The 25,762-nt window shown below is 55.5% G+C and carries 18 protein-coding genes; 14 read left to right on the forward strand and 4 right to left on the reverse strand.

Annotated features, from left to right (window positions below; all coding sequences use genetic code 11):
• Positions 1-357: 357 nt before the first annotated feature.
• Positions 358-2,517: a bifunctional acyl-ACP--phospholipid O-acyltransferase/long-chain-fatty-acid--ACP ligase gene (aas, locus tag O3S68_RS14945; RefSeq protein WP_044489722.1), complete on the forward strand. Its 2,160-nt coding sequence runs from the start codon at positions 358-360 to the stop codon at positions 2,515-2,517.
• Positions 2,510-3,703 (forward strand): lysophospholipid transporter LplT, encoded by a 1,194-nt coding sequence (gene lplT, locus O3S68_RS14950; protein WP_269231825.1) that lies wholly within the window; start codon positions 2,510-2,512, stop codon positions 3,701-3,703. The genes aas and lplT overlap by 8 nt, the downstream gene beginning before the upstream one ends.
• Positions 3,704-3,706: 3 nt before the next feature.
• On the opposite strand, the gene O3S68_RS14955 is transcribed toward lplT, so the two are convergent.
• The 4 genes from O3S68_RS14955 to mutH form a co-directional block, all read right to left on the reverse strand.
• The gene (locus O3S68_RS14955; RefSeq protein WP_020455058.1) at positions 3,707-4,747 is read right to left on the reverse strand and encodes an NADP(H)-dependent aldo-keto reductase; all 1,041 of its coding nucleotides are present in this window, start codon (positions 4,745-4,747) and stop codon (positions 3,707-3,709) included.
• A 129-nt stretch (positions 4,748-4,876) separates the two neighbouring features.
• Positions 4,877-5,095, reverse strand: a complete 219-nt coding sequence (ygdR, locus tag O3S68_RS14960) for a lipoprotein YgdR (protein WP_007370351.1) — start codon at positions 5,093-5,095, stop codon at positions 4,877-4,879.
• A 146-nt stretch (positions 5,096-5,241) separates the two neighbouring features.
• Entirely contained in the window at positions 5,242-5,955 is a 714-nt protein-coding gene (locus O3S68_RS14965; RefSeq protein ID WP_020455057.1) for a TerC family protein, read from the reverse strand.
• A 65-nt stretch (positions 5,956-6,020) separates the two neighbouring features.
• A complete protein-coding gene (gene mutH / locus O3S68_RS14970; protein WP_020455056.1) occupies positions 6,021-6,716 on the reverse strand; it encodes a DNA mismatch repair endonuclease MutH in 696 nt (231 codons plus the stop codon).
• A gap of 681 nt (positions 6,717-7,397) precedes the next feature.
• Here mutH and rppH point away from each other — a divergent pair.
• From rppH to recD, 12 genes are all read left to right on the forward strand, one after another.
• Positions 7,398-7,928 carry an RNA pyrophosphohydrolase gene (gene rppH, locus O3S68_RS14975; RefSeq protein ID WP_017457684.1) on the forward strand — a complete coding sequence of 177 codons (531 nt, stop codon included), beginning with the start codon at positions 7,398-7,400 and terminating at the stop codon, positions 7,926-7,928.
• Positions 7,929-7,940: 12 nt separating this feature from the next.
• On the forward strand, positions 7,941-10,187 hold the full coding sequence (ptsP, locus tag O3S68_RS14980) for a phosphoenolpyruvate--protein phosphotransferase (protein WP_020455054.1): 2,247 nt from the start codon (positions 7,941-7,943) through the stop codon (positions 10,185-10,187).
• A 155-nt stretch (positions 10,188-10,342) separates the two neighbouring features.
• Entirely contained in the window at positions 10,343-11,218 is an 876-nt protein-coding gene (gene lgt / locus O3S68_RS14985; RefSeq protein ID WP_045512476.1) for a prolipoprotein diacylglyceryl transferase, read from the forward strand.
• Between the two features lie 6 nt (positions 11,219-11,224).
• Positions 11,225-12,019, forward strand: coding sequence for a thymidylate synthase (gene thyA, locus O3S68_RS14990; RefSeq protein WP_020455052.1), 795 nt, complete (start codon positions 11,225-11,227; stop codon positions 12,017-12,019).
• Positions 12,020-12,203: 184 nt separating this feature from the next.
• Entirely contained in the window at positions 12,204-12,665 is a 462-nt protein-coding gene (locus tag O3S68_RS14995; protein WP_020455051.1) for a prepilin peptidase-dependent protein, read from the forward strand.
• Positions 12,659-13,222: a prepilin peptidase-dependent protein gene (locus O3S68_RS15000; protein WP_020455050.1), complete on the forward strand. Its 564-nt coding sequence runs from the start codon at positions 12,659-12,661 to the stop codon at positions 13,220-13,222. The genes O3S68_RS14995 and O3S68_RS15000 overlap by 7 nt, the downstream gene beginning before the upstream one ends.
• Complete coding sequence (locus tag O3S68_RS15005; protein WP_269231826.1) at positions 13,219-13,626, forward strand: DUF2509 family protein; 408 nt, start codon at positions 13,219-13,221, stop codon at positions 13,624-13,626. Before O3S68_RS15000 ends, O3S68_RS15005 begins: the two co-directional genes overlap by 4 nt.
• On the forward strand, positions 13,611-13,934 hold the full coding sequence (locus O3S68_RS15010) for a prepilin-type N-terminal cleavage/methylation domain-containing protein (protein ID WP_045512468.1): 324 nt from the start codon (positions 13,611-13,613) through the stop codon (positions 13,932-13,934). The genes O3S68_RS15005 and O3S68_RS15010 overlap by 16 nt, the downstream gene beginning before the upstream one ends.
• Before the next feature lie 12 nt (positions 13,935-13,946).
• Entirely contained in the window at positions 13,947-17,318 is a 3,372-nt protein-coding gene (recC, locus tag O3S68_RS15015) for an exodeoxyribonuclease V subunit gamma (protein ID WP_269231827.1), read from the forward strand.
• A 153-nt stretch (positions 17,319-17,471) separates the two neighbouring features.
• Positions 17,472-20,372: a pitrilysin gene (gene ptrA, locus O3S68_RS15020; protein ID WP_269231828.1), complete on the forward strand. Its 2,901-nt coding sequence runs from the start codon at positions 17,472-17,474 to the stop codon at positions 20,370-20,372.
• A complete protein-coding gene (recB, locus tag O3S68_RS15025; RefSeq protein ID WP_269231829.1) occupies positions 20,353-23,901 on the forward strand; it encodes an exodeoxyribonuclease V subunit beta in 3,549 nt (1,182 codons plus the stop codon). Before ptrA ends, recB begins: the two co-directional genes overlap by 20 nt.
• The gene (gene recD, locus O3S68_RS15030) at positions 23,898-25,733 is read left to right on the forward strand and encodes an exodeoxyribonuclease V subunit alpha (protein ID WP_097406176.1); all 1,836 of its coding nucleotides are present in this window, start codon (positions 23,898-23,900) and stop codon (positions 25,731-25,733) included. Before recB ends, recD begins: the two co-directional genes overlap by 4 nt.
• The last annotated feature ends 29 nt before the right edge of the window (positions 25,734-25,762 follow it).

A 25,762-nucleotide genomic window follows, 5' to 3' on the forward strand; every position in this document is an offset into this window, starting at 1 on the left:
ATTGATAGGTGAACGCGGCCCCCAGGGTTGCACACTCGAATTACACCAACCTGCGCAGATGCGCAGGTTTTTTTTTTACCTTAAGTCTGTAACAGTAATCGCTAATGGACACACCTCGTTTCACTTCGGCTCACTCTCTTGCTTTTTCCCGCTGGTGAGGCGCGGTGCCGCACGCGACAATCAAGGTCCCAGAGGTATTGATTGGTGATTTATTCGGTACGCTTTTCGTACTCATTTCTTGCACCAACCTGCGCGGACGCGCAGGTTTTTTTTCGCCCGCGTTTTAACCCGCCGCACTTCTCATGTAATCTGCCACAATTTGATAACGTCCTTAATTTACTGGCAAAAGGAGTTGAAATGCTACTGGGCTTTTTCCGCGGCCTGTTCCGTGTGTTGTTTCGCGTACAACTGACCGGCAACACGCAGGCGCTGCACGGCGAACGTGTGCTTATTACCCCTAACCATGTCTCTTTTATTGATGGCATTTTGCTGGCGTTGTTTCTGCCAGTACGCCCGGTTTTCGCGGTCTACACCTCCATCAGCACCCAGTGGTACATGCGCTGGATAAGCTCGATTATTGATTTTGTCCCGCTGGACCCGACCAAGCCGATGTCGATTAAACACCTGGTTCGGCTGGTGGAACAGGGGCGTCCGGTGGTGATTTTCCCGGAAGGGCGCATTTCGGTTTCCGGATCATTGATGAAAATTTACGACGGTGCGGGGTTCGTGGCGGCAAAATCGGGCGCGACGGTGGTTCCACTGCGTATCGATGGCGCGGAGCTAACCTACTTCAGCCGCCTGAAAGGGCTGGTCAAGCAGCGCCTGTTCCCGCGTATTACTTTGCATATCCTGCCCCCTACGCATTTACCGATGCCGGATGCGCCGCGTGCGCGTGACCGTCGCAAGCTGGCGGGCGAAATGCTGCATCAAATCATGATGGAAGCGCGCATGGCCGTGCGTCCGCGTGAAACCCTGTTCGAAGCGTTGCTTTCTGCGCAGTATCGCTATGGCGCCAATAAGCACTGTGTTGAAGACATCAATTTCACCCCGGATAGCTACCGCAAGCTGCTGACTAAATCGCTGTTTGTTGCCCGTATTCTGGATAAATACAGCGCGCCGGGCGAGAAAATCGGCCTGATGCTGCCAAACGCCGGGATCAGCGCGGCGGTGATTTTCGGCGCGATTGCGCGTGCGCGCATCCCGGCGATGATGAACTACACCGCCGGTGTCAAAGGGTTGAGTAGTGCGATTACGGCGGCGCAGATCAAAACCATCTTCACATCCCGTACGTTTATGGATAAAGGCAAGCTGTGGCACCTGCCGGAGCAGCTTACGCAGGTGCGCTGGGTGTACCTGGAAGATCTGAAAGGCGATGTCACCTGGGAAGACAAGCTGTGGATTTTCCGCCATCTGCTGACGCCATTAAAAGCGCAGCTGCCGCAAAAACCGGAAGATCCGGCGCTGATCCTCTTCACCTCCGGTTCTGAGGGCAATCCGAAGGGGGTGGTGCATAGCCATAAAAGCCTGCTGGCGAACGTTGAGCAGATCAAAACCATTGCGGATTTCACCGCCAACGACCGCTTTATGTCGGCGCTGCCGCTGTTCCACTCGTTTGGCTTAACGGTGGGGTTACTCACTCCGTTATTCACCGGCGCGGAGGTGTTTCTTTACCCGAGCCCGCTGCACTACCGCATTGTTCCTGAACTGGTGTATGACCGTAACTGCACCGTGCTGTTTGGCACCTCGACGTTCCTTGGCAACTATGCGCGTTTCGCCAACCCGTATGATTTCTTCCGCTTGCGCTATGTGGTTGCCGGTGCTGAAAAATTGCAGGACAGTACCCGTCAGTTGTGGCAGGACAAATTCGGCCTGCGCATTCTCGAAGGTTACGGCGTGACCGAGTGCGCGCCAGTGGTTTCCATTAACGTGCCGATGGCGGCAAAACCCGGCACTGTCGGGCGGATCTTACCGGGGATGGATGCGCGTTTAATGGCGGTACCGGGCATTGAAGACGGCGGTCGTCTGCAATTAAAAGGACCCAACGTGATGACCGGCTATCTGCGGGTGGAAAACCCTGGCGTGCTGGAAGCGCCAGCCGCGGAAAATATCAATGGCGACATGGAAGCGGGCTGGTATGACACCGGCGATATCGTGCGTTTTGATGAGCAGGGCTTTGTGCAGATTCAGGGGCGGGCGAAGCGTTTTGCCAAAATCGCCGGGGAGATGATCTCGCTGGAGATTGTCGAACAACTGGCGCTGGCGGTGTCGCCGGAGAAACTGCACGCCACGGTGGTCAAGAGCGATGCCAGCAAAGGCGAGGCGCTGGTGATGTTCACTACCGACAGCGAACTGACGCGCGATAAGCTGCAGCAGCAGGCGCGGGCGCAGGGTGTGCCGGAGCTTGCCGTGCCGCGCGATATTCGCTTCCTGAAACAACTGCCGGTGCTGGGCAGCGGCAAACCTGATTTTGTGACCCTGAAAAGCATGATTGAAGAGGCGGAATCGACACATGCATGAGTCAGTAAGCACTAACTCCTCGCTGTGGTCGCGCGGGATGATGGCGGTGATTGCCGCGCAGTTTCTCTCGGCGTTTGGCGACAACGCGCTGCTGTTCGCCACGCTGGCGCTGCTGAAAGCGGAGTTTTATCCCGACTGGAGCCAGCCGATTTTGCAGATGGTGTTTGTGGGCGCTTACATTCTTTTCGCGCCCTTTGTCGGGCAGGTCGCCGACAGCTTCGCCAAGGGGCGGGTGATGATGTTTGCCAACGGCCTGAAACTGATTGGCGCGGCGAGTATTTGCGTCGGCATCAATCCCTTTGTTGGCTATTTGCTGGTAGGTGTGGGCGCGGCAGCCTATTCCCCGGCGAAGTACGGCATCCTTGGCGAAATCACGACCGGCGATAAGCTGGTGAAAGCGAATGGTCTGATGGAGTCGTCGACCATTGCCGCCATTTTACTCGGCTCGATGGCTGGCGGTGTGCTGGCCGACTGGCATGTGCTGGCGGCGCTTGCTGTTTGTGCGCTGGTGTATGCCGGAGCGGTGATCGCCAATCTGCTGATCCCGAAGTTGCCTGCTGCGCGTCCGGGGCAATCCTGGCGCTTTACACCGATGACATCCAGCTTCTTCAACGCCTGTAAAAGCCTGTGGCGCAACGGTGAAACGCGCTTCTCACTGGTCGGCACTAGCCTGTTCTGGGGCGCAGGCGTGACGCTGCGTTTCCTGTTGGTGCTGTGGGTGCCGGTGGCGCTCGGGATCACCGATAACGCGACACCAACGTATCTTAACGCGATGGTCGCCGTGGGGATTGTTGCCGGTGCCGGGCTGGCGGCGAAGCTGGTGACGCTGGAAACCGTGGCGCGATGTATGCCTGCCGGCATTCTCATTGGCGTGGCGGTGGTGCTGTTTTCCTTGCAACACGCATTACTGCCAGCCTACGCCGTACTGATGTTGATCGGCATGTTGGGCGGTTTCTTTGTGGTGCCGCTGAATGCGCTGTTGCAAGCCATTGGCAAAGAATCCGTTGGCGCGGGTAATGCGATTGCGGTGCAGAACCTCGGCGAAAACATGGCCATGCTGCTGATGCTCGGTCTGTACTCGCTGGCGGTGAAAGCGGGTGTGCCGGTAATTGGCACCGGCGTTGGCTTTGGCGTGATTTTTGCGCTGGCGATTGCGGCGCTGTGGATCTGGCAGCGCCGCCGTTAACCGTTACGGTGCGGGGTAGGTGTAAACCTGATGCACCGCCTCGATCTCAGCAAGCACCTCTGCGCTGAGATCGAGATGCAAACTTTCCACGTTGGTTTTCAGTTGCTCCATCGTCGTCGCGCCCAGCAGGGTGCTGGCGACGAAGGGCTGACGCCGCACGAAAGCCAGCGCCATTTGCGCCGGATCCAGATTGTGGCGCTTCGCAATATCCACATACGCCGCGACCGCTTTTTGCGCCTGCTCACCGCTGTAACGCGTAAAGCGGCTAAACAGCGTGTTGCGCGCGCCAGCGGGTTTCGCACCGTTGAGATATTTGCCGGTTAGCGTCCCAAACGCCAGGCAGGAGTATGCGAGCAGCTCGACGCCTTCATACTGGCTCACTTCCGCCAGACCTACTTCAAAGCTGCGGTTTAACAGGCTGTACGGATTCTGAATTGTCACGATGCGTGGCAGCTCATGCTTCTCGGCCAGTTGCAGATAACGCATCACGCCAAACGCCGTTTCGTTGGAAACGCCGATATAGCGGATTTTCCCGGCGCGCTGGCACTCGGTCAGCGCCTCCAGTGTTTCCAGTAGCGTCACGACCGGCGCGCTATCAACCCAGCTGTAACCCAGCTTGCCAAAGCAGTTGGTCGGGCGCTGCGGCCAGTGTACCTGGTAAAGATCGAGATAATCGGTTTGCAGGCGCTTTAAGCTATCGTCCAGTGCCACGCGGATGTTTTTGCGATCCAGCGCCTGGTTCGGGCGAATACCGCTGTCGTTGTTACGGCTTGGGCCGCTGACTTTGGAGGCGATAACCAGTTTTTCACGGTTGCCGCGTTTCGCCAGCCAGTTGCCGACATAGGTTTCCGTCAAACCCTGCGTTTCCGGACGTGGCGGAACAGGGTACATCTCTGCAACGTCAATCAGGTTGATGCCCTGGCTGACGGCGTAATCGAGCTGTGCATGGGCGTCGGCTTCGCTGTTTTGTTCACCAAACGTCATAGTGCCCAGCCCCAGGGTGCTTATTTCAAGCGAACTGTGGGGGATACGGTGATACTGCATAGCCGGCTTCCTTAAAAGTACAACGTCAGTTGACCTGACAAAGGAATATAAACATGGCAGAGGGGAGGAAAAAGGGAAAGAGAAAAATCAAATAAAGGCCAGCAGGTAACTGACCTTTATAGCAATTTCTTAGCGTTCAATAATCTGGGATACGTCATCGCGGTTAATCTGCATCTTATTGCCCTGCTGATCGCGGTAGCTGACCAGCCCGGTATCATCGTCAATTTCCGGTTTACCGTCGGTCAGGATCATCCTGCCGTCTTTTGTCGCCATCACGTAATCACTGCTGCATCCGGAAACGGCGAAAGCCAACCCCACTGCGGAAATAATCACTGCCCATTTCTTCATCATTCTGATCCTCTGGTGGCATGCGTCTGACAACAAGTTTAGTAATAACTTGCTGTCTGGAGACGAAAAAGCAGGATAATCTGAAAAAAGTTGTTAAAGGCAGATCAAAGATAAAAAACGCTTCCCCGGTTGAGGAAGCGTTTTGTTTACAGCGGATTCTTCTTATTTCGCATCAGGTTGAGCGTTTCAACCGCGATGGAGAAGAACATGGCGAAGTAGATATAACCTTTCGGTACATGAATGGAGACGCTTTCCAGAATCAGCGTAAAGCCAACGAGGATCAAAAACGACAGCGCCAGCATTTTGACCGACGGGTGGCGGTCAACAAACTCGCCAATCGGACGCGCGGCAAACATCATCACGCCAACGGCGATAACCACTGCCGCCATCATAATGAACAGATGATCGGACAGCCCCACCGCGGTGATCACCGAGTCGAGACTGAAGATAATATCCAGCAGCATAATCTGCACAATCGCGCCAAAGAACGAATGCACATTGGTCTTCAATCCTTCCTCTTCGCCTTCGATCGATTCGTGGATCTCTTTACTCGCTTTCCAGATAAGGAACAGACCGCCGAGGAACAAGATCAAATCGCGGGCGGAAACGCTGTGATCAAACACGCTGAACAGCGGATGTGTCAGCCTTGTCACCCAGGCGATAGACGCCAGCAGCAACAGTCGCATGATCATCGCCGCAGCCAGACCTAGCCGACGAGCGTGATTACGCTGCGCGGTAGGCAGTTTCGCGACCACCAGAGAGAGGAAAATAATATTGTCGATCCCTAAAACGATCTCCAGCAGCGTCAGCGTACCGAGCGCGAGCCAGGCGTTGGGATCGGTTATCCATGCAAATAACATCTCTATAAAGTCCTGCCAAAAAAAGAAGCGCTAATTATAAGCGTCGCTGTGGAGTAGGCAAAAAATTAATAGGGTGAGAGCAAAAAATGGCGCGCCAGCAGTGCGCCGGTGAAGTTCTTTTTCAGGTAAAAACCGCGCGGCAGCGTGAGAATGGTTTCGCCATGTTCGCCAATGGCTTCGGTTAGCGCTTTACTGTTGGCCGCCTTCGGGCGCAGTTGCAGCACTTCGCCGTGACGGGCGGTAATGCGGGTGACCTGGCCTAACACAATCAAGTCCATCAACTCTTCCCAGTCGAGCCGTAACTGCTGTTCTTCTTCCGCATTCGGGCTCCAGAGCAACGGCGAACCGACGCGGCGATCCGCCACCGGGATCTCGCGTGAACCTTCAATCGGAATCCATAAGACGCGCTTGAGCTTATGCCGCACATGGCTGGTTTCCCACACGACGCCGCTGTTGCCGGTAAGAGGGGCCACGCAAACAAACGTGGTCTCCAGCGGGCGTCCCTGGTTATCCACCGGTATGGTTTTTAGCTCAACGCCCAGCGCGGCAAAATCCTGCTCGGGTTTACTGCCTGCGCTGGCGCCGAGCCACAGCTCCAGCAGAACACCCGTCCAGCCTTTATCACGCTTTAAATCGCGCGGAACGGGCAAGCCTGCCAGCGTGGCCAGTTCGCCGAGCGTGTAGCCCGCCAGGCGCTGCGCCTGGGCCAGCAATTGCGCTTCTGATTCAGGCGGTGAAGTGAAAGGAGCCAACGCGAACATGTTAAAAACCTTTTGTCTAAAAAATAACCGCTAGTTTTGCACCGTAGCCAGGCAGTGTACCTTTTTCTGTCCTGTATGCGCAATTAGATGATTTATAAGGGAATTTAACGAGAGTTTTGATGAGTTGCGCAACTGTGCGCCGGGTTTTCCAAATCTGGTCACTGACAATAAACAGGATCTTACACCATGTTATCCACAGAAAAGTGGGATAACTGGGGAAAAGTGCCACTACTGTTTCGATTTACAGCCTTGACGTGCGATGAAAATCGAAATTCTGCACAAAATGTGCCTAACTTATTGGCATAATCTGTGGATAAATTCGGCTCTGTTCGATCTTTCATCAGCGCCAGGATCCTTAAGGTGATGATCGTCACATTATGGGGCTGTTATCGGTTGAAAAGCTATTTAACTGCATGAATTGCTGTATGTTATTTCTTTGATGTAAATCGGGGCTATTCAGACTGTTCCGGGTTTTCCCTGGGTAATTCCATACTTTTTCACAACTCTATCCACAGAAAAGGTGAATAAAAACCGTCGTCAGCATCGCTTTCTGTTTATAACTTTGATGATTACTGTGAGTTATTCAAATGTTATTCGTTCGTATCCCTGTCATAGAGTGGTTTACCGTTTTCCGGGAGTGTGAAACAATCGCTTTATTCAGACTTTTTTTGAGGTAGTCCGGTGATTGATGACGATGGCTACCGCCCAAATGTGGGAATCGTAATCTGTAATCGACAAGGTCAGGTCATGTGGGCCAGACGCTTTGGACAGCACTCATGGCAGTTCCCCCAGGGGGGTATTAACCCTGGCGAGTCCCCGGAACAAGCAATGTACCGGGAACTGTTCGAGGAAGTAGGCTTAAGTCGTAAAGATGTTCGTATCCTTGCTTCTACGCGTAACTGGTTGCGTTACAAGTTACCGAAACGTTTGGTGCGTTGGGACACAAAGCCGGTTTGTATCGGCCAGAAACAAAAATGGTTTCTTTTGCAGTTGATAGGTAACGACAGTGAGATCAACATGCAGACCAGTAGTACGCCCGAATTTGATGGCTGGCGTTGGGTGAGCTACTGGTATCCTGTTCGCCAGGTAGTGTCGTTTAAACGCGATGTCTACCGGCGGGTGATGAAAGAGTTTGCAAGCGCGGTGATGTCGCTTCAGGAAACGCCTCCGAAGCCGCAAAGCGCGCCTGCCTGGCGACGTAAACGAGGTTAAGCCACCCATATTATGCTCACCCGACTGCGAGAAATAGTTGAGAAAGTCGCCAGCGCGCCACGCCTTAATGAAGCGCTGGAAATATTGGTTACCGACGTTTGTCTGGCGATGGAAACCGAAGTGTGCTCGGTCTATCTCGCAGATCACGACCGGCGTTGTTATTACCTGATGGCGACGCGCGGTTTAAAAAAGCCGCGTGGTCGCACTGTCACGCTCGCATTCGATCAGGGGATTGTCGGTCTGGTAGGCAGGCTGGCGGAACCCATCAACCTGGCGGATGCACAAAAACACCCCAGTTTTAAATATATTCCCGCTGTAAAAGAAGAGCGCTTTCGCGCTTTTCTTGGCGTACCTATTATTCAGCGCCGCCAGTTGCTTGGTGTGCTGGTGGTACAACAGCGTGAGCTACGCCAGTACGATGAAAGCGAAGAGTCCTTTCTGGTTACGCTCGCCACCCAGATGGCGGCCATTCTCTCCCAGTCACAATTAAACGCGCTGTTTGGTCAGTATCGGCAGACGCGAATTCGCGCCTTACCGGCAGCACCTGGTGTTGCTATCGCTGAAGGTTGGGTTGACGAAACGCTGCCGTTAATGGAGCAGGTTTATCCGGCTTCGACGCTTGATACCTCGCTTGAGCGCGAAAGGCTCACGGCGGCTCTGGAAGAGGCCGCCAACGAATTTCGCCGTTACAGCAAACGTTTCGCCGCCGGGGCGCAAAAAGAGACGGCGGCAATTTTCGATCTCTATTCGCACCTGCTTTCCGACGCGCGCCTGCGCCGTGATCTGTTTGAGGAAGTCGATAGAGGCGTGGTGGCGGAATGGGCGGTCAAAACCGTTATTGAGCGTTTTGCCGAACAGTTCGCTGCGCTCAGCGATGGCTACCTGAAAGAGCGTTCAGGGGATTTGCGCACGCTGGGCCAGCGTTTGTTATTCCACCTCGATGACTCTATTTCGGGGCCAAACAGCTGGCCGGAGCGCTTTATCCTGGTTGCCGAGGAACTCTCCGCCACCACACTTGCAGAGCTGCCGCACGACAGGCTGGCGGGCGTGGTGGTGCGCGATGGCGCGTCAAACTCGCATGCGGCAATTATGGTGCGTGCGCTTGGCATCCCGACGGTAATGGGGGCAGATATCCAGCCCGCCGTGCTGCAACGTCGCATGTTGGTGGTGGACGGTTATCGCGGCGAGTTGTTGGTGGATCCTGAACCGGTGCTGTTGCAGGAGTACCAGCGCCTTATCAGTGAAGAGAATGAACTCAGCCGCCTTGCGGAAGATGATGTGAACCTGGCCGCGCAGCTTAAAAGCGGCGAGCGGGTGAAGGTGATGCTGAACGCGGGTTTAAGCCCGGAACATGAAGAGAAACTGGGCAGCCGCATTGACGGTATTGGGCTTTATCGCACCGAAATCCCGTTTATGTTGCAAAGTGGTTTCCCGTCCGAAGAGGAACAGGTGGCGCAATACCAGGGCATGTTGCAGATGTTTAACGACAAGCCCGTGACGCTGCGTACGCTGGATGTCGGCGCGGATAAGCAACTGCCCTATATGCCCATCAGCGAAGAGAACCCCTGCCTTGGCTGGCGCGGTATTCGGATTACCCTCGACCAGCCGGAAATCTTCCTGGTGCAGGTGCGCGCCATGCTGCGTGCCAATGCGGCTACCGGGAATCTCAGCATTCTGTTGCCGATGATCACCAGCATCGACGAAATCGATGAAGCGCGCAGACTGATTGAACGCGCCGGTCGTGAAGTCGAAGAGATGATTGGTTACGCCATTCCTAAACCGCGTATCGGGGTGATGCTGGAAGTGCCGTCAATGGTGTTTATGTTGTCGCACCTGGCGAACCGCGTCGATTTTATCTCGGTTGGTACCAACGACCTGACGCAATACATCCTGGCCGTCGATCGTAACAATACCCGTGTAGCAAATATGTACGACAGCTTGCACCCGGCGGTGCTGCGGGCGCTGGCGATGATTGCCAGTGAAGCAGAACGCTTAGGCATTGATATCCGTTTGTGCGGCGAAATGGCCGGTGATCCGATGTGCGTCGCCGTGCTTATTGGTCTGGGATACCGCCATCTTTCCATGAACGGACGCTCAGTGGCGCGCATTAAATATTTGCTGCGGCGCATTGACTGTGAAGAGGCGCAAACGCTGGCGAGACGTACGCTGGATGCGCAACTGGCGACAGAAGTGCGTCATCAAATTGCCGCATTTATGGAACGCCGTGGGCTGGGCGGTCTGATTCGCGGCGGAATTTAGCTGGCTCAGGGATATACATAACTTTTACAACTTCGCCGCCACCCGCTCGCGGTGCCTTATGCTATGATTCGCAGCTTTGGAGCGGCCAGCAATTGCGGTCGCGTAGGTGAACCGCTGTCCACTTTCGGCGGAATAACAACAAGTTGTGGTGACAGATGAACAGTGGCTATCTGCATTTTCCGGACTTTGATCCGGTGATTTTCTCCATTGGACCGGTTTCTCTCCACTGGTACGGATTAATGTACCTGGTGGGCTTCGTTTTTGCGATGTGGCTGGCAACGCGCCGGGCGAATCGTCCTGGCAGTGGCTGGACAAAAAACGAAGTTGAAAACCTGCTTTATGCGGGCTTTCTCGGTGTTTTCCTCGGCGGCCGTCTCGGTTATGTGCTGTTCTACAACTTCCCGGTTTTCCTGGACGATCCGCTTTATCTGTTCCGCGTATGGGACGGGGGCATGTCTTTCCACGGTGGTTTGATTGGTGTGATTGTGGTGATGATTATCTTCGCCAGACGCACCAAACGCAGCTTCTTCCAGGTTTCTGATTTTATTGCCCCGCTGATCCCGTTTGGCCTTGGCGCAGGGCGCCTGGGTAATTTTATCAACGGTGAGCTGTGGGGACGTGTTGATCCGTCATTTCCCTATACCATGCTCTTCCCTGGCTCACGCGCGGAAGATATGGCGTTGCTGCCTTCACATCCGGAGTGGCAATCGCTTTTTGATACTTACGGCATGTTGCCGCGCCATATGTCTCAGCTTTACGAGCTGGCGCTGGAAGGCATTGTGCTGTTTATCATCCTTAACTTGTTTATTCGCAAACCTCGCCCGACGGGCGCGGTCTCCGGCTTGTTCCTGATTGGCTACGGCGCGTTCCGTATCATCGTTGAGTTCTTCCGCCAGCCCGACGCGCAGTTTACCGGCGAGTGGGTGCAATACATCAGCATGGGGCAGATCCTCTCCATTCCGATGATCGTTGCAGGCGCAATCATGATGATTTGGGCGTACCGCCATCGTTCGCCGCAACACGTTTCCTGAGGAACCATGAAACAGTATTTAGAATTGATGCAAAAGGTGCTGAATGAAGGCACCCCGAAAAACGACCGCACCGGGACAGGCACGCTGTCTATTTTTGGCCATCAGATGCGTTTTAATCTGCAGGACGGCTTTCCGCTGGTGACCACCAAGCGCTGCCATTTGCGTTCAATTATTCATGAGCTGCTGTGGTTCCTGCAGGGCGACACCAATATTGCCTATCTGCGCGAAAACAAAGTCACCATCTGGGACGAATGGGCCGACGAAGAGGGCAATCTTGGCCCGGTTTACGGCAAGCAGTGGCGCGCGTGGCCTACGCCTGACGGCCGCCATATCGACCAGATCACTACAGTGATTAACCAGCTGAAAAACGACCCGGATTCACGCCGCATTATTGTCTCCGCATGGAACGTAGGTGAGCTGGACAAAATGGCGCTGGCCCCTTGCCACGCGTTCTTCCAGTTCTACGTGGCGGACGGCAAGCTCTCCTGCCAGCTCTACCAACGCTCCTGCGACGTTTTCCTTGGTCTGCCGTTCAACATCGCCAGCTATGCGCTGTTGGTGCATATGATGGCTCAGCAGTGCGATCTGCAACCGGGCGATTTTGTCTGGACCGGTGGCGACACCCACCTTTACAGCAATCACCTGGAACAAACGCGTCTGCAATTAAGCCGTGAACCGCGCGCGCTGCCGAAACTGGTTATCAAACGTAAGCCTGAGTCGCTTTTTGACTACCGTTTTGAAGACTTCGAAATCGAAGGCTACGATCCGCATCCGGCCATCAAAGCGCCTGTCGCTATCTGACTTCTATCAACATGTCATAACCGGTGCGGCAACGTACCGGTTTTTTTTACCCGATAATCGTTTCTTCGGCCCTGCTTCCACCCCGCCTGCAACTTACTGCAACATAGTGCATTTCTTTCGTGCTGCCTCGTAACCTCTCTGTTTGCACCTCGACCTGAATGCGTAGTGACGACACACTGCCGCCATGAAAAAAGAAGATGGCTTCACCCTGATTGAAACCCTCGTCGCAATGGTGCTGATAGTTATCCTGAGCGGAGCGGGAATCTCTGGTTGGCAAAGTTGGCAGGCGCAGCAGCGGCTGTGGCAAACCGCGTTGCAGGTGCGGCATTTGCTTGAGCGTCTGCGTGATGATGCCAACTGGCACAACCGTTCACAGCTGGTATATGGCATTCGGGATGGCGAACACTGGTGCCTGGTGAATTCGCCGTCGCAAAACTGCGCTGCACAGAATGCTTTCTCACTGCAGCCTCGCTGGCCGGACGTCACGCTGGTTGATGTGACACCTTCGCTGGGGTTCTTTGGGCTGCGCAACACTGCCTGGCCCGGCAGTATTCGGCTACGTAGCAGTGCAGGGGAGTGGCGGGTAGTGGTTTCAGCATGGGGGCGCATCAGAATGTGTCAGCCATCAGCGGAGAATCTATGTTAGACAGGCAAAAAGGGTTTTCACTGTTGGAAACCGTGCTGGCGATGGCAATTGGCAGCGTGCTGTTACTGGCGTCTGCCCGTTTTTTACCGGCGCTACAGCTGGCGGTAACGCAGCACACCCGTATCCAGACGGTGGAAGACGATCTCTGGCTGCAACTGCGCGGCATCGCAAAACATCTCCAGCGAGCGGGATATTGCAATGGCAGCTGTAGCGGCCAGCCGTTGGTTATCAATAGCACTGGCGACTGTGTTATTGCTCAGTGGGACGCCAACAGCAATGGACGCTGGGAGTCATCGGGAAGCAGCGAACCGGAACAAACCGGCTTTCGGCTGCAAAGTGGTGCGCTGGAAATCATGCGCGGAGCCACATCCTGCGGTGGTCGGGGCTGGGAAAAAATTACCGATCCTGCCCAAATGAGTATTGAGCGTTTTCATGTCGCTCAGCATCAAAGACCGGGGTTTGCACCACAGCTCGCGATCACACTCTCGGCTCGTGTTCCGGGTAATGCCGGGCAACCCTTTACCGCTGATTTAAGCGTGATCGGGTACAACTTATGAACCGGCAACGAGGGATGTCGTCACTGGCGCTGGTTTTGCTGTTATTGCTGTTGGGGAGCCTGATGTTACACGGCTTAAACCTGCAATTGAGCAGCCATATCTGGCGCGTGAACAATGAAAATCAGGGGATACGTAATGCTGCGGAAATTGCTTCAGCCATGGAGTGGGCGCGTCATCAAACCTGGCCTGCCCAGCCCGCGCTACAGTGCCAGCAAAGCGCCGGGCAAAATGTTCGAAGCTGCTTACGCATTTTCACCGATGGGGCCGCGCTGCTGATTGTCGCTAATGCTGAAGCAGCGCTGTGGCATCTGGGGCGCGTGGAGGGGGCGCAGGTACGTTTTTTGCCCCATGGCTGGAGTGATTTTTGTCCACTAAAAGAGGAAGCGCTATGCCGGTCGCCGTAAACAAACAACGGGGTTTTAGCCTTACCGAAGTTCTGCTGGCTATGGTGTTAATGGTGATGGTTGTTACCGCGCTTGGCGGTTATCATCGTGCGCTGGCCTCGGGGTTTGTATCCACCAGCCAGTGGCGACAGCTATGGCGCTACGCCTGGGAACAGGCGCAACCAGAAGTATCATCGTTACCGCCAGGCTGGCAGGTTCAGCGGGGGCAGACAACCACCGGGGGATGTGTCAGCATCAACGTTACCGTTAGTTCGCCAGCGGGCAGGCAGGGGCAAATGACGCGATTATTTTGCCCGAACAGTCAGTAGTCAGGAGCGCTTATGTTAAGGGTCTACCACTCCAATCGTCTGGATGTGCTGGAAGCATTGATGGAGTTTATTGTTGAGCATAACAGGCTCGACGATCCCTTTGAGCCAGAAGTGGTGCTGGTGCAGAGCACCGGCATGGCGCAATGGCTGCAAATGACGCTCGCGCAGAAGTTTAGTATTGCCGCCAATATTACCTTCCCGCTACCTGCGAGTTTTATCTGGGAAATGTTCGTCACCGTACTGGACGGCATTCCGAAAGAGAGCGCATTTAACAAACAGAGTATGAGCTGGAAGCTGATGTCGCTATTGCCCGACATGCTGGAACAAGATGCGTTCACCATGCTGCGCCATTATCTGAATGACGACGATGACAAGCGTAAACTCTTCCAGCTCTCTTCACGCGTAGCGGATCTCTACGATCAATATCTGGTTTACCGCCCGGAATGGCTAACACGATGGGAAGCGGGTGAACAGATTGACGGGCTGGATGAAGCGCAGCGCTGGCAAGCACCGCTGTGGCGCGCATTGGTGGAACATACCGCGGCGCTGGGGCAGCCACACTGGCACCGTGCCAACCTCTACCAGCGTTTTATCGATAAGCTTGAATCGGCTGAGCAGCGGCCCGCCGGTTTGCCTTCGCGCGTCTTTATTTGTGGGATTTCCGCGCTGCCGCCCATCTATTTGCAAGCGCTTCAGGCGCTGGGTAAGCATATTGATGTCCATCTTTTGTTTACGAATCCCTGCCGTTACTACTGGGGCGACATTAAAGATCCGGCGTTTCTGGCGAAACTGATCACCCGTAATCGTCGACATCACCGGGAAAACCGGCAGTTTCCGCTGTTCCGTGATACGCAACATGCCGAAGGTCTGTTCAATGCCGATGGCGAGCAGGATGTTGGTAACCCTTTGCTGGCTTCATGGGGCAAGCTGGGACGGGACAACATTTTCCTGCTGGCGGGCATGGAGCGCTATGAAGAGCTGGATGCTTTCGTCGACATTACGCCCGGCTCGCTGCTGCAAAATCTGAAGTACGACATCCTGGAACTGCAAAATGGTGCGGTGGCGGGCGTAACGGCAGAAGAGTTTTCCCGCAGTGATAAAAAACGTCTGCTTGATCCCAACGATCGCAGCGTAACGGTGCATATCTGCCACAGCCCGCAGCGAGAAGTAGAGATCCTGCATGACCGGCTGCTTACGATGCTGGAAGAGGATCCTGAACTGACGCCTCGCGATATCGTGGTCATGGTCGCCGATATCGACAGCTACAGCCCGTATATTCAGGCGGTTTTCGGGAGCGCCACTGGTGAGCGTTATCTTCCCTATGCTATTTCCGACCGCCGCGCGCGGCAGGCTCATCCGGCGCTGCAGGCCTTTATCAGTTTGCTCTCCCTGCCGGACAGCCGCTTTGTGAGTGAAGATGTGCTGGCGCTGCTGGATGTTCCGGTGCTGGCGGCGCGTTTCAACATCAATGAAGAGGGGCTGCGTTACCTGCGTTTATGGGTCAATGAGTCCGGCATTCGCTGGGGAATGGACGACGACAACGTTCGCGAACTTGAATTACCCCCGACCGGGCAGCACACCTGGCAATTTGGCCTGACGCGAATGCTACTCGGTTATGCGATGGAAAGCCGCCAGGGTGAGTGGCAGTCGATTTTACCGTATGACGAATCCAGCGGGCTTATCGCGGAGTTAGTTGGCCACCTGGCGGAGCTGTTGATGCAGCTTAATATCTGGCGTCGCGGCTTGTCTGAGGCGCGACCGCTGGAAGAGTGGCTCCCGGTTTGCCGCGACATGCTTAATGACTTTTTCCTGCCAGACCAGGACACAGAAGCCGCGCTGGCCCTGATTGAACAGCAGTGGCAGGACATTATCGCGCAGGGAATTGGTGCAAATTACCACGACGCGATCCCGCTTTCGCTACTGCGTGACGAGCTGGCTCAGCGCCTCGATCAGGAACGTATCAGTCAGCGTTTCCTCGCGGGGCCTGTGAATATCTGCACCCTGATGCCGATGCGCTCTATTCCGTTTAAAGTGGTCTGCTTGCTGGGCATGAACGATGGTGTCTACCCGCGCGCACTGCCTCCGCTGGGGTTTGACCTGATGAGCCAGAAACCGCAGCGAGGCGACCGCAGCCGTCGGGATGATGACCGCTACTTGTTCCTCGAAGCGCTTAACTCAGCGCAACAGCAGCTCTATATCAGCTATATCGGCCGGTCTATCCAGGATAACAAAGAGCGTTTTCCCTCGGTGTTGGTACAGGAACTGGTGGATTACATTGGGCAGAGCCACTACTTGCCAGGCGATGCCTTGCTTAATTGCGATGAAAGCGAGCTGCGGGTAAAGGCACATATTACGCATCTGCATACTCGTATGCCGTTTGATCCGGCAAACTATACGGCTGATGAGTGGCAAAGTTATGTCCGCGACTGGCTACCTGCCGCGAGTTCGCAGGGGCAGGCGCATGCCGAGTTTATTCAATCGCTGGATGACGTGCCGCTTGAAACGCTCACATTTGATCAGCTCCAGCGTTTTTGGGCGCATCCGGTGCGCGCTTTTTTCCAGATGCGCCTGCGCGTTAATTTCCGCCCGGAAGAGAGTGAAATCCCGGATGCAGAGCCGTTTATCCTTGATGGCCTGAGCCGTTACCAGCTCAATCAGGAGATATTAAATACGCTGGTTGAAGAGCAAGACGCAGAGAAACTGTTTCGCCGCTACCGCGCGGCTGGTGTACTGCCTTATGGGGCGTTTGGCGAAATCATCTGGGAAACCCAATGTCAGGAGATGCAGGAGCTGGCTGACCGCGTTATTGAATATCGCCAGCCTTCTGACAGCCTTGAAATTGACTTACATTGTGCAGGCGTTCATCTCACCGGATGGCTGCCTCGTGTGCAGCCAGACGGGCTATTGCGCTGGCGTCCGGCCTTGTTGAACGTTTCACAAGGCCTGCAACTTTGGCTGGAACATCTTGTCTATTGTGCCAGCGGTGGCACCGGCACCAGCCGCTTGTTCGTGCGCAAAGAGGGTAAATGGTGTTTTCCCCCGCTACCCGCTGATAAGGCGCGGGAATATCTGGCAACGCTGATTGAAGGTTATCGGGAAGGCATGGTTAAACCGCTCCTGCTATTGCCGGAAAGCGGCGGCGCATGGATAAAAGTCTGTTATGACGCGGCAAATGATGCCATGTTAAAGGACGAAGAGACGTTACAAAAAGCGCAGAGTAAATTCCTGCAGGCGTACGAAGGCAACATGGTGGTGCGCGGTGAAGGCGATGATGTCTGGTATCAGCGCCTGTGGCGAACCCTTGAACCTGAGTACTACGCTGAAATTACCAAACAAGCGCAGCGTTTTCTGTTACCGCTTTATCGACACAACCAGTCCGATTGATTGTATAAAAATTGCGCGAAATGGTTGCATCCATTATCATGCGCGACGGTCACGGACTGATATAACAAGAGTGCTGGCTCAGCCAGCACAGGTTTACCCGGCTTTCTCCATTCTCCCTGGGCGAGCCGGAAAAGTTAATGATGAGGTTCGTGAATGCCCCGCAGCACCTGGTTCAAAGCTTTCGTCCTGTTTTTTGCCCTCTGGGCTTCATTCAGTCAGGCAGACAACGGTTGGCAACCTGTTCAGGAAACTATCCGTAAGAGCGACAAAGATACCCGGCAATATCAGGCGATACGCCTTGATAACGGCATGGTTGTGTTGCTGGTGTCCGACGCGCAGGCGGTAAAATCGCTCTCCGCGCTGGTGGTGCCGGTCGGATCGCTTGAAGATCCGGATGCGCATCCCGGCCTTGCTCACTATCTTGAGCACATGACACTGATGGGTTCCAAAAAATACCCTCAGCCCGATAGCCTGGCCGAATTCCTGAAACTGCATGGCGGCAGCCACAATGCCAGCACCGCGCCTTATCGCACCGCTTATTATCTGGAAGTGGAGAACAATGCGCTGGAAGGGGCTGTTGATCGCTTAGCCGATGCCATTGCCGCCCCCATGCTGGATAAAAAATATGGTGAACGTGAGCGCAACGCGGTCAACGCCGAACTGACAATGGCCCGCACGCGTGACGGTATGCGTATGGCGCAGGTCAGCGCGGAAACCATCAACCCGGCGCATCCCGGCGCGCGCTTCTCCGGCGGTAATCTCGAAACCCTCAGCGATAAGCCGGGCAGCCCTGTTCATGCCGCGCTGCTGGCATTTCGCGATAAATACTATTCGGCCAACCTGATGAAAGCGGTGATCTACAGTAACCGCCCATTAGCGGATCTGGCGAAAATTGCTGTCGAAACGTATGGCCGTGTGCCGAATAAGAATATCGACAAGCCGGACATCACGGTTCCCGTGGTGACCGATGCGCAGAAAGGCATCATTATCCATTATGTCCCGGCAGTGCCGCGTAAAGTGCTGCGTGTGGAATTTCGTATCGATAACAATACCGCCGCTTTTCGCAGTAAAACGGACGAGCTTATAACCTACTTAATTGGTAACCGCAGCCCGGGCACGCTCTCGGACTGGCTGCAAAGTCAGGGGTTGGTAGAAGGTATTCGCGGTGATTCCGATCCGGTAGTGAACGGCAACAGTGGCGTGCTCGCCATCTCTGCAACGTTGACCGATAAAGGCCAGGCCAATCGTGATGAAGTCGTGGCTGCTATTTTCAGCTATCTGCAACTGCTGCGCGAAAAAGGCGTTGATAAACGCTATTTCGACGAGCTGGCACATATTCTTGATCTCGATTTCCGCTATCCCTCTATTACCCGCGATATGGATTACGTCGAGTGGCTGGCGGATACCATGATCCGCGTACCTGTCGCCCATACGCTGGATTCGGTGAACATTGCCGATCGGTTCGATGCCAAAGCGGTACAGGCGCGTCTTGATGAGATGACGCCGCAAAATGCGCGTATCTGGTACATCAGCCCGGATGAACCGCACAATAAAACGGCCTATTTTGTTGAAGCGCCTTACCAGGTGAATAAGATTACGCCGGAAACCTATGCCGACTGGCAGACGCGTCAGAGTCGTATTGCGCTGAAATTCCCGGAGTTGAACCCCTACATTCCGGATGACTTCTCGCTGATAAAACCGGCGAAGCAGTACGAACACCCTGAATTGATTATCGATGAGCCGACGCTGCGCGTGGTGTATATGCCAAGCCAGTATTTCGCCAATGAGCCCAAAGCGGATGTCAGCGTGGTGCTGCGTAACCCGCAGGCGATGGATAGCGCAAAAAACCAGGTGATATTTGCCCTTAATGATTATCTGGCGGGGCTGGCACTCGATCAGCTCAGCAATCAGGCGGCGGTCGGTGGCATCAGTTTTTCCACCAACGCCAATAACGGGTTGATGCTCAACGCCAACGGTTATACCCAGCGTTTGCCGCAGCTTTTCCAGGCACTGCTGGCGGGTTATTTCAGCTATACGCCGACGGAAGAACAGCTTGCCCAGGCCAAATCCTGGTATGCGCAGATGATGGATTCTGCCGAAAAAGGCAAAGCGTTCGATCAGGCAATTATGCCGGTCCAGATGTTGTCACAGGTGCCTTATTTCCAGCGTGAAGAGCGTCGCGCACTGCTGCCGTCTATTACCTTGCAGGATATTTTGCACTACCGCGATGCGCTGAAAGATAATGCGCGTCCGGAATTCCTGGTGGTGGGTAACCTGAGCGAACAGCAGACGAAAGATCTCGCTCATGACGTGCAAAAACAGCTTGGCGCTAACGGTACGGTGTGGTGCCGAAACCAGAACGTCGTGGTGGACAAGCAGCAGAATGTGAGCTTTGAAAAAGCGGGCAACAGTACAGACTCCGCACTCGCGGCGGTGTTCGTACCTACCGGTTTTGATGAGTTCAGCAGTTCGGCATACAGCGCGATGTTAGGGCAAATCGTGCAGCCGTGGTTCTATAACCAACTGCGTACAGAAGAACAACTGGGGTATGCCGTGTTCGCCTTCCCTATGAGCGTAGGTCGCCAGTGGGGTATGGGGTTCTTGTTGCAAAGCAATGATAAGCAGCCAGCCTATCTCTGGGAGCGCTACAAGGCTTTCTTCCCCACCGCAGAAGCGAAATTACGGGCAATGAAGCCGGAAGAGTTTGCGCAGCTTCAGCAGGGCGTCATCGCGCAACTTACGCAAGCGCCGCAAACGTTAGGTGAAGAAGCTTCCAAACTCAGCAAAGATTTTGATCGTGGCAATATGCGCTTCGATTCGCGTGATAAAGTAGTCGCTCAGATAAAACTGCTGACGCCGCAAAAACTTGCCGATTTCTTCCATCAGGCGGTGGTAGAGCCGCAAGGTATGGCGATCCTGTCGCAGATCACCGGTAGCCAGAGCGGTAAAGCAGATTATGCCCGCCCGCAAGGCTGGAAGGTCTGGGATAGCACCAGCGCGTTGCAGCAAACCTTACCGAAGATGACCGAGAAAGATGAGAGAAACGACCGCTGAGACCCTTGATCCCCTGCGCTTGCCGCTCACCGGCGAGCGCCTGATTGAAGCCTCGGCGGGTACCGGTAAAACCTTTACCATTGCCGCGCTCTATTTGCGGCTGCTATTAGGGTTAGGCGGCAGCGCCGCCTACCCGCGCCCACTCAGCGTTGAAGAACTGCTGGTGGTGACTTTCACCGAGGCTGCGACAGAAGAGCTGCGCGGCCGCATTCGCAGTAACATCCATGAGTTGCGCATTGCTTGTCTGCGCGAAACGAGCGATAACCCGCTATACGCACGCCTGCTGGACGAGATTGCCGATAAGCAACAGGCGGCGCAGTGGCTGCTGCTGGCAGAGCGGCAAATGGACGAAGCGGCAATCTTTACGATCCACGGTTTTTGCCAGCGCATGCTGAGCCTCAATGCCTTCGAATCCGGCATGCTGTTTGAACTGCAACTGCTGGAAGATGAGTCGCTGCTGCGTTACCAGGCCTGTGCGGATTTCTGGCGTCGTCACTGCTACCCGCTAGCGCGTGAAATTGCTGAAGTTATCCATGCTTCGTGGAAAGGACCGCAGGATCTGCTGAAAGCGATCGATCGTTATCTGCAAGGGGAAGCGCCACAAATTAAAACGCCGCCCGCAGCAGACGAAACGCTGGCCTCGCGCCATCAGCAAATTATTGCGCAGATTGGTGAGGTGAAGCGTCAGTGGAGCGCTTGCGTCAATGAAATCGAGCCACTGCTCGAAAACTCCGGTATTGACCGACGTAAATTTAACCGTGGCAACCAGGCGAAATGGATCGAGAAAATCTCCACCTGGGCGCAGGAAGAGACCCGTAGTTACCTGTTGCCGGACGCGCTGGAAAAATTCACTCAGTCCTTTCTTACTGAACGCACAAAACCTGACGGCGTTGTGCCAGAACACCCGCTTTTCGTCGCCATTGAAAACTTGCTGGCGCAGTCATTGACGCTTAACGATCTGGTGCTGACCAGCGCGATGCGTGAGATTCGTGAAACGGTGGCAAAAGAGAAACGTCGGCGCGGCGAACTGGGCTTTGATGACATGCTTAGCCGCCTTGATGATGCCCTGCGAAGCCCGAGCGGCGAAGCGTTGGCCGCGGCAATCCGCACCCGTTTCCCGGTTGCGATGATCGATGAGTTTCAGGATACCGACCCGCAGCAGTACCGTATTTTTAGCCGCATCTGGTTGAAACAGCCGGATTGCGGTTTATTGCTGATTGGCGATCCAAAGCAGGCCATTTACGCATTTCGCGGCGCGGATATTTTCACGTATATGAAAGCGCGCGATGAAGTGAGTGCCCGCTATACGCTGGATACCAACTGGCGCTCGTCGCCTGGCATGATTGCCAGCGTCAACCAGCTCTTCAGCCGGATGGACGACGCTTTCATGTTCCGTCAGATCCCGTTCCAGCCGGTAAAACCAGCCGCCAAAAACGCAGGTTTACGTTTTGCGTATCAGGGGGAAACACAGCCAGCGATGAAGCTGTGGCTGATGGAGGGCGACGGCGTAAGCGTCGGGGATTATCAGGGATTTATGGCGCAGTTATGCGCAGCGCAAATCCGCGACTGGCTGAGCGCCGGGCTGCGGGGCGAAGCGCTGCTGTATGAAGGGGAAAACGCGCGGCCGGTAAAAGCCTCGGATATTACCGTGCTGGTGCGCAGCCGCCATGAAGCCTCACTTATTCGCGATGCGCTGACGTTACTGAATATTCCGTCTGTGTATCTTTCCAACCGCGACAGCGTTTTTGAAACACCGGAAGCGCAGGAGTTGCTGTGGCTATTGCAGGCGGTGCTGGCGCCGGAGCGCGAAAGTACGCTGCGCAGTGCGCTGGCGACCTCCTTGCTGGGGCTTACTGCGCTGGATATTGATGCGCTCAACCAGAATGAGCTGGCGTGGGATGAGATTGTTGAAGAGTTTTCTGGCTATCGCGAGCTGTGGCAAAAACGCGGTGTGATGGCGATGTTGCGCAGACTGATGAGTGCGCGACATGTGGCGGAAAACTTGCTGGCGACCCCCGGCGGTGAACGACGGCTGACGGATATCCTGCACATCAGCGAGTTGTTGCAGGAGGCGGGGACGCAACTGGAAAGTGAACACGCACTTACCCGCTGGCTGGCGCAGCGTATTGCCGAGCCGAACGCTAATGCATCAAGCGAGCAATTGCGGCTGGAGAGCGATAAACACCTCGTGCAGATTGTCACCATCCACAAATCGAAAGGGCTGGAGTATCCGCTGGTCTGGCTGCCGTTTATCGCCAATTTCCGCATTCAGGATCAGGGCTTTTACCACGATCGTGACTCCTTTGCCGCCGTGCTCGATCTCAGCCATGCCGAAGAGAGTGTCGCACTGGCGGAAGCAGAGCGTCTGGCCGAAGACCTGCGTTTGCTGTACGTGGCGTTGACGCGTTCTGTCTGGCATTGCAGCCTGGGGGTTGCCCCGCTGTTTCGTCGCCGTGGCGAAAAAGCCGGAGCCAGTGATTTTCACCAGAGCGCGCTAGGGCGGCTTTTGCAGAAAGGCGAAGCGCTGGATGCCGCCGCGTTGCGTAACGTTTTGCAGCAACTGTGCAATGACGATATTGCCCTTTGCATTCCTTCACTGCCGGACGCCGGGCGCTGGCAACTGCCGCAAACGGAACCACCGACGCTGAGCGTGCGTGAAATCACGCGGCGCATCAGCGATGACTGGCGTGTCACCAGCTATTCCGGATTGCAGCAGCGGGCTCATGGCATCGCTCAGGATCTGCTGCCGCGTCTGGATATTGACGCAGCCGGAGAGCGAGAAGCGTTGCAGGAGCCGGTATTAACGCCGCATCAGTTTCCGCGCGGCGCGGCACCGGGGACATTTTTGCACAGCTTGTTTGAGGATCTGGATTTTACGCAGCCGATAGCTGACACCTGGGTTGCAGAGAAACTACTGGCGGGCGGTTACGAAGCACACTGGCAGCCGGTGCTAAGTCGCTGGCTGGAAAGCGTGCTGCATGTGCCGCTGGCGCAAACGGGCATCTCGCTGAGCCAGCTGACGAACAAAGAAAAACAGGTGGAGATGGAGTTTTATCTGCCGATTAGCGCCACGCTGAGCGCGGAGGCGCTGGATGAACTCATCCGGCGTTATGATCCGCTCTCGGCTGGCTGCCCGCCGCTTGATTTCCGCGATGTGCGCGGCATGTTGAAAGGCTTTATCGACCTGGTGTTTCGCCACAACGGGCGCTATTACCTGCTGGATTACAAATCTAACTGGCTGGGCGAGAGTGCAGAAGCCTACACGCAAGCAGCCATGGCGGCGGCGATGCAGTCGCACCGTTATGACTTGCAGTACCAGCTTTACAGCCTGGCATTGCACCGCTTTTTGCGTCATCGCATTACAGGGTATGACTACGAACGCCATTTCGGCGGCGTGATTTATCTGTTCCTGCGTGGCGTGGATGCGCAAAACCCACAGCAGGGGATTTTCACTATCCGGCCTGATGTTGAATTAATTACACAAATGGACGACCTGTTCGCAGGCGTTGCGCCGGAGGTTGCGCCATGAGTATGCAAAGTTTGCTACAGGAAGCGGTGGAGCAGAAGTTGCTGCGTGCGCTGGATGTGCAGTTTGCGCTGACGGTCGCCACGGAACAGGAACCCGCCGTGATGCTGGCTGCAGCGCTGCTCAGCCATGATACTGGTGAAGGGCACGTATGCCTGCCGCTCGCGCGTCTTACGCCTGAGACATACGGTAACGACTCACCGCTGTTTAGCGAGTTATTCGCCCTCGCCGGTAACCCGGATGACTGGCGTAACGTCTTGCTGCGTTCGCCCGCAGTGAGCGAATGTGAAGCCGCGACGCCGATGATCCTCACCGATTCTCGCCTCTACCTGAACCGCATGTGGTGTCATGAGCGGCGGGTTGCCGCGTTTTTTGCCGCACAAGCGCCACTGCAGGATGTCGATGAAACGCGAATGGCGCAGACGCTGGAGACGCTATTTCCCTCCTCGTCGGAAACTGAAATCAACTGGCAAAAAGTGGCCGCTGCCGTGGCGCTTACCCGGCGGATTTCGGTGATTTCCGGTGGTCCAGGAACCGGCAAAACCACAACCGTGGCGAAACTGCTTGCCGCGCTGGTGCAGATGGTGGACGGCGACAAGTGCCGAATTTGCCTTGCCGCGCCAACCGGTAAAGCTGCCGCGCGCCTGACCGAATCGCTGGGCAGTGCGCTACGCCAGTTGCAACTGGATGCCCGACAAAAAGCGATGTTGCCAGATGAAGCCAGCACGCTGCACCGGTTGCTTGGCGCGCAGCCCGGCAGCCAGCGCATGCGTCACCATGCGGGTAACCCGTTGCATCTGGATGTGCTGGTCGTCGATGAAGCATCAATGATCGACTTACCCATGATGTCCCGCTTGATTGATGCGCTGCCTTCGCGCGCCCGGGTCATTTTCCTCGGCGATCGAGATCAACTGGCCTCGGTGGAGGCCGGCGCGGTGCTGGGCGATATCTGCGCGTGGGTCAATGCCGGGTATAGCGCTGAACGCGCAGCGCAGTTGTCGCGTCTGACGGGCGCTCAGGTTCCCGAAGGTATCGCCGAGGCAGGCAGCTTGCGCGATAGTCTCTGTTTGCTGCAAAAAAGCTACCGCTTTGGCAGTGATTCCGGGATTGGCCAACTCGCCGCCGCCGTCAACCGGGGCGATAAACGCGCGATGCAAGCGGTATTCAGCCAGGGCTTTGCGGACATTGAGCGTAAGCCCCTGAACAGCGCGGAAGAGTATCAGGGCATGATTGACGATGCGCTGGCGGGTTACGCGCGCTTTCTCTCATTGGTGCGAAGCCACGCCGGGCCGAAAGAGGTGATTGCCGCCTTTGGCGAATATCAGCTACTCTGCGCCTTGCGTGAAGGGCCGTTTGGCGTCAGCGGGCTGAATGAGCGGCTTGAACTGGCGCTGGTGCGTCAGCACCAGATCACCCGGCTGGCGCATTCGCGCTGGTATCACGGGCGACCGGTGATGATTTCGCGTAACGATTCGGCGCTGGGGTTGTTTAACGGCGATATCGGCATCGCGCTGGATCAAGGGCAGGGGATCCGCGTCTGGTTTCCGATGCCGGACGGCGAAATCAAACCGGTATTGCCTAGCCGTTTGCCGGAGCATGACACCGCGTGGGCGATGACGGTGCATAAATCGCAGGGGTCGGAGTTTGATCATGCCGCGCTGATCCTTCCGGGACAGATTGCACCGGTGGTGACGCGTGAACTGGTTTATACCGCGATAACCCGCGCCCGTAATCGCTTGTCGGTGTATGCCGACGAACGCGTGCTGGGGCAGGCGATCGCGACGCGCACTGAACGGCGCAGCGGGCTGGATTCACTCTTTCGTTCGCGTATGTAAAAAGCCCCCCGCAGAAGGCGGGGGCGAAA

Origin of the sequence: Kosakonia sp. SOY2 (assembly GCF_027109175.1) — a bacterium.
Taxonomy (GTDB): Bacteria; Pseudomonadota; Gammaproteobacteria; order Enterobacterales; family Enterobacteriaceae; genus Kosakonia.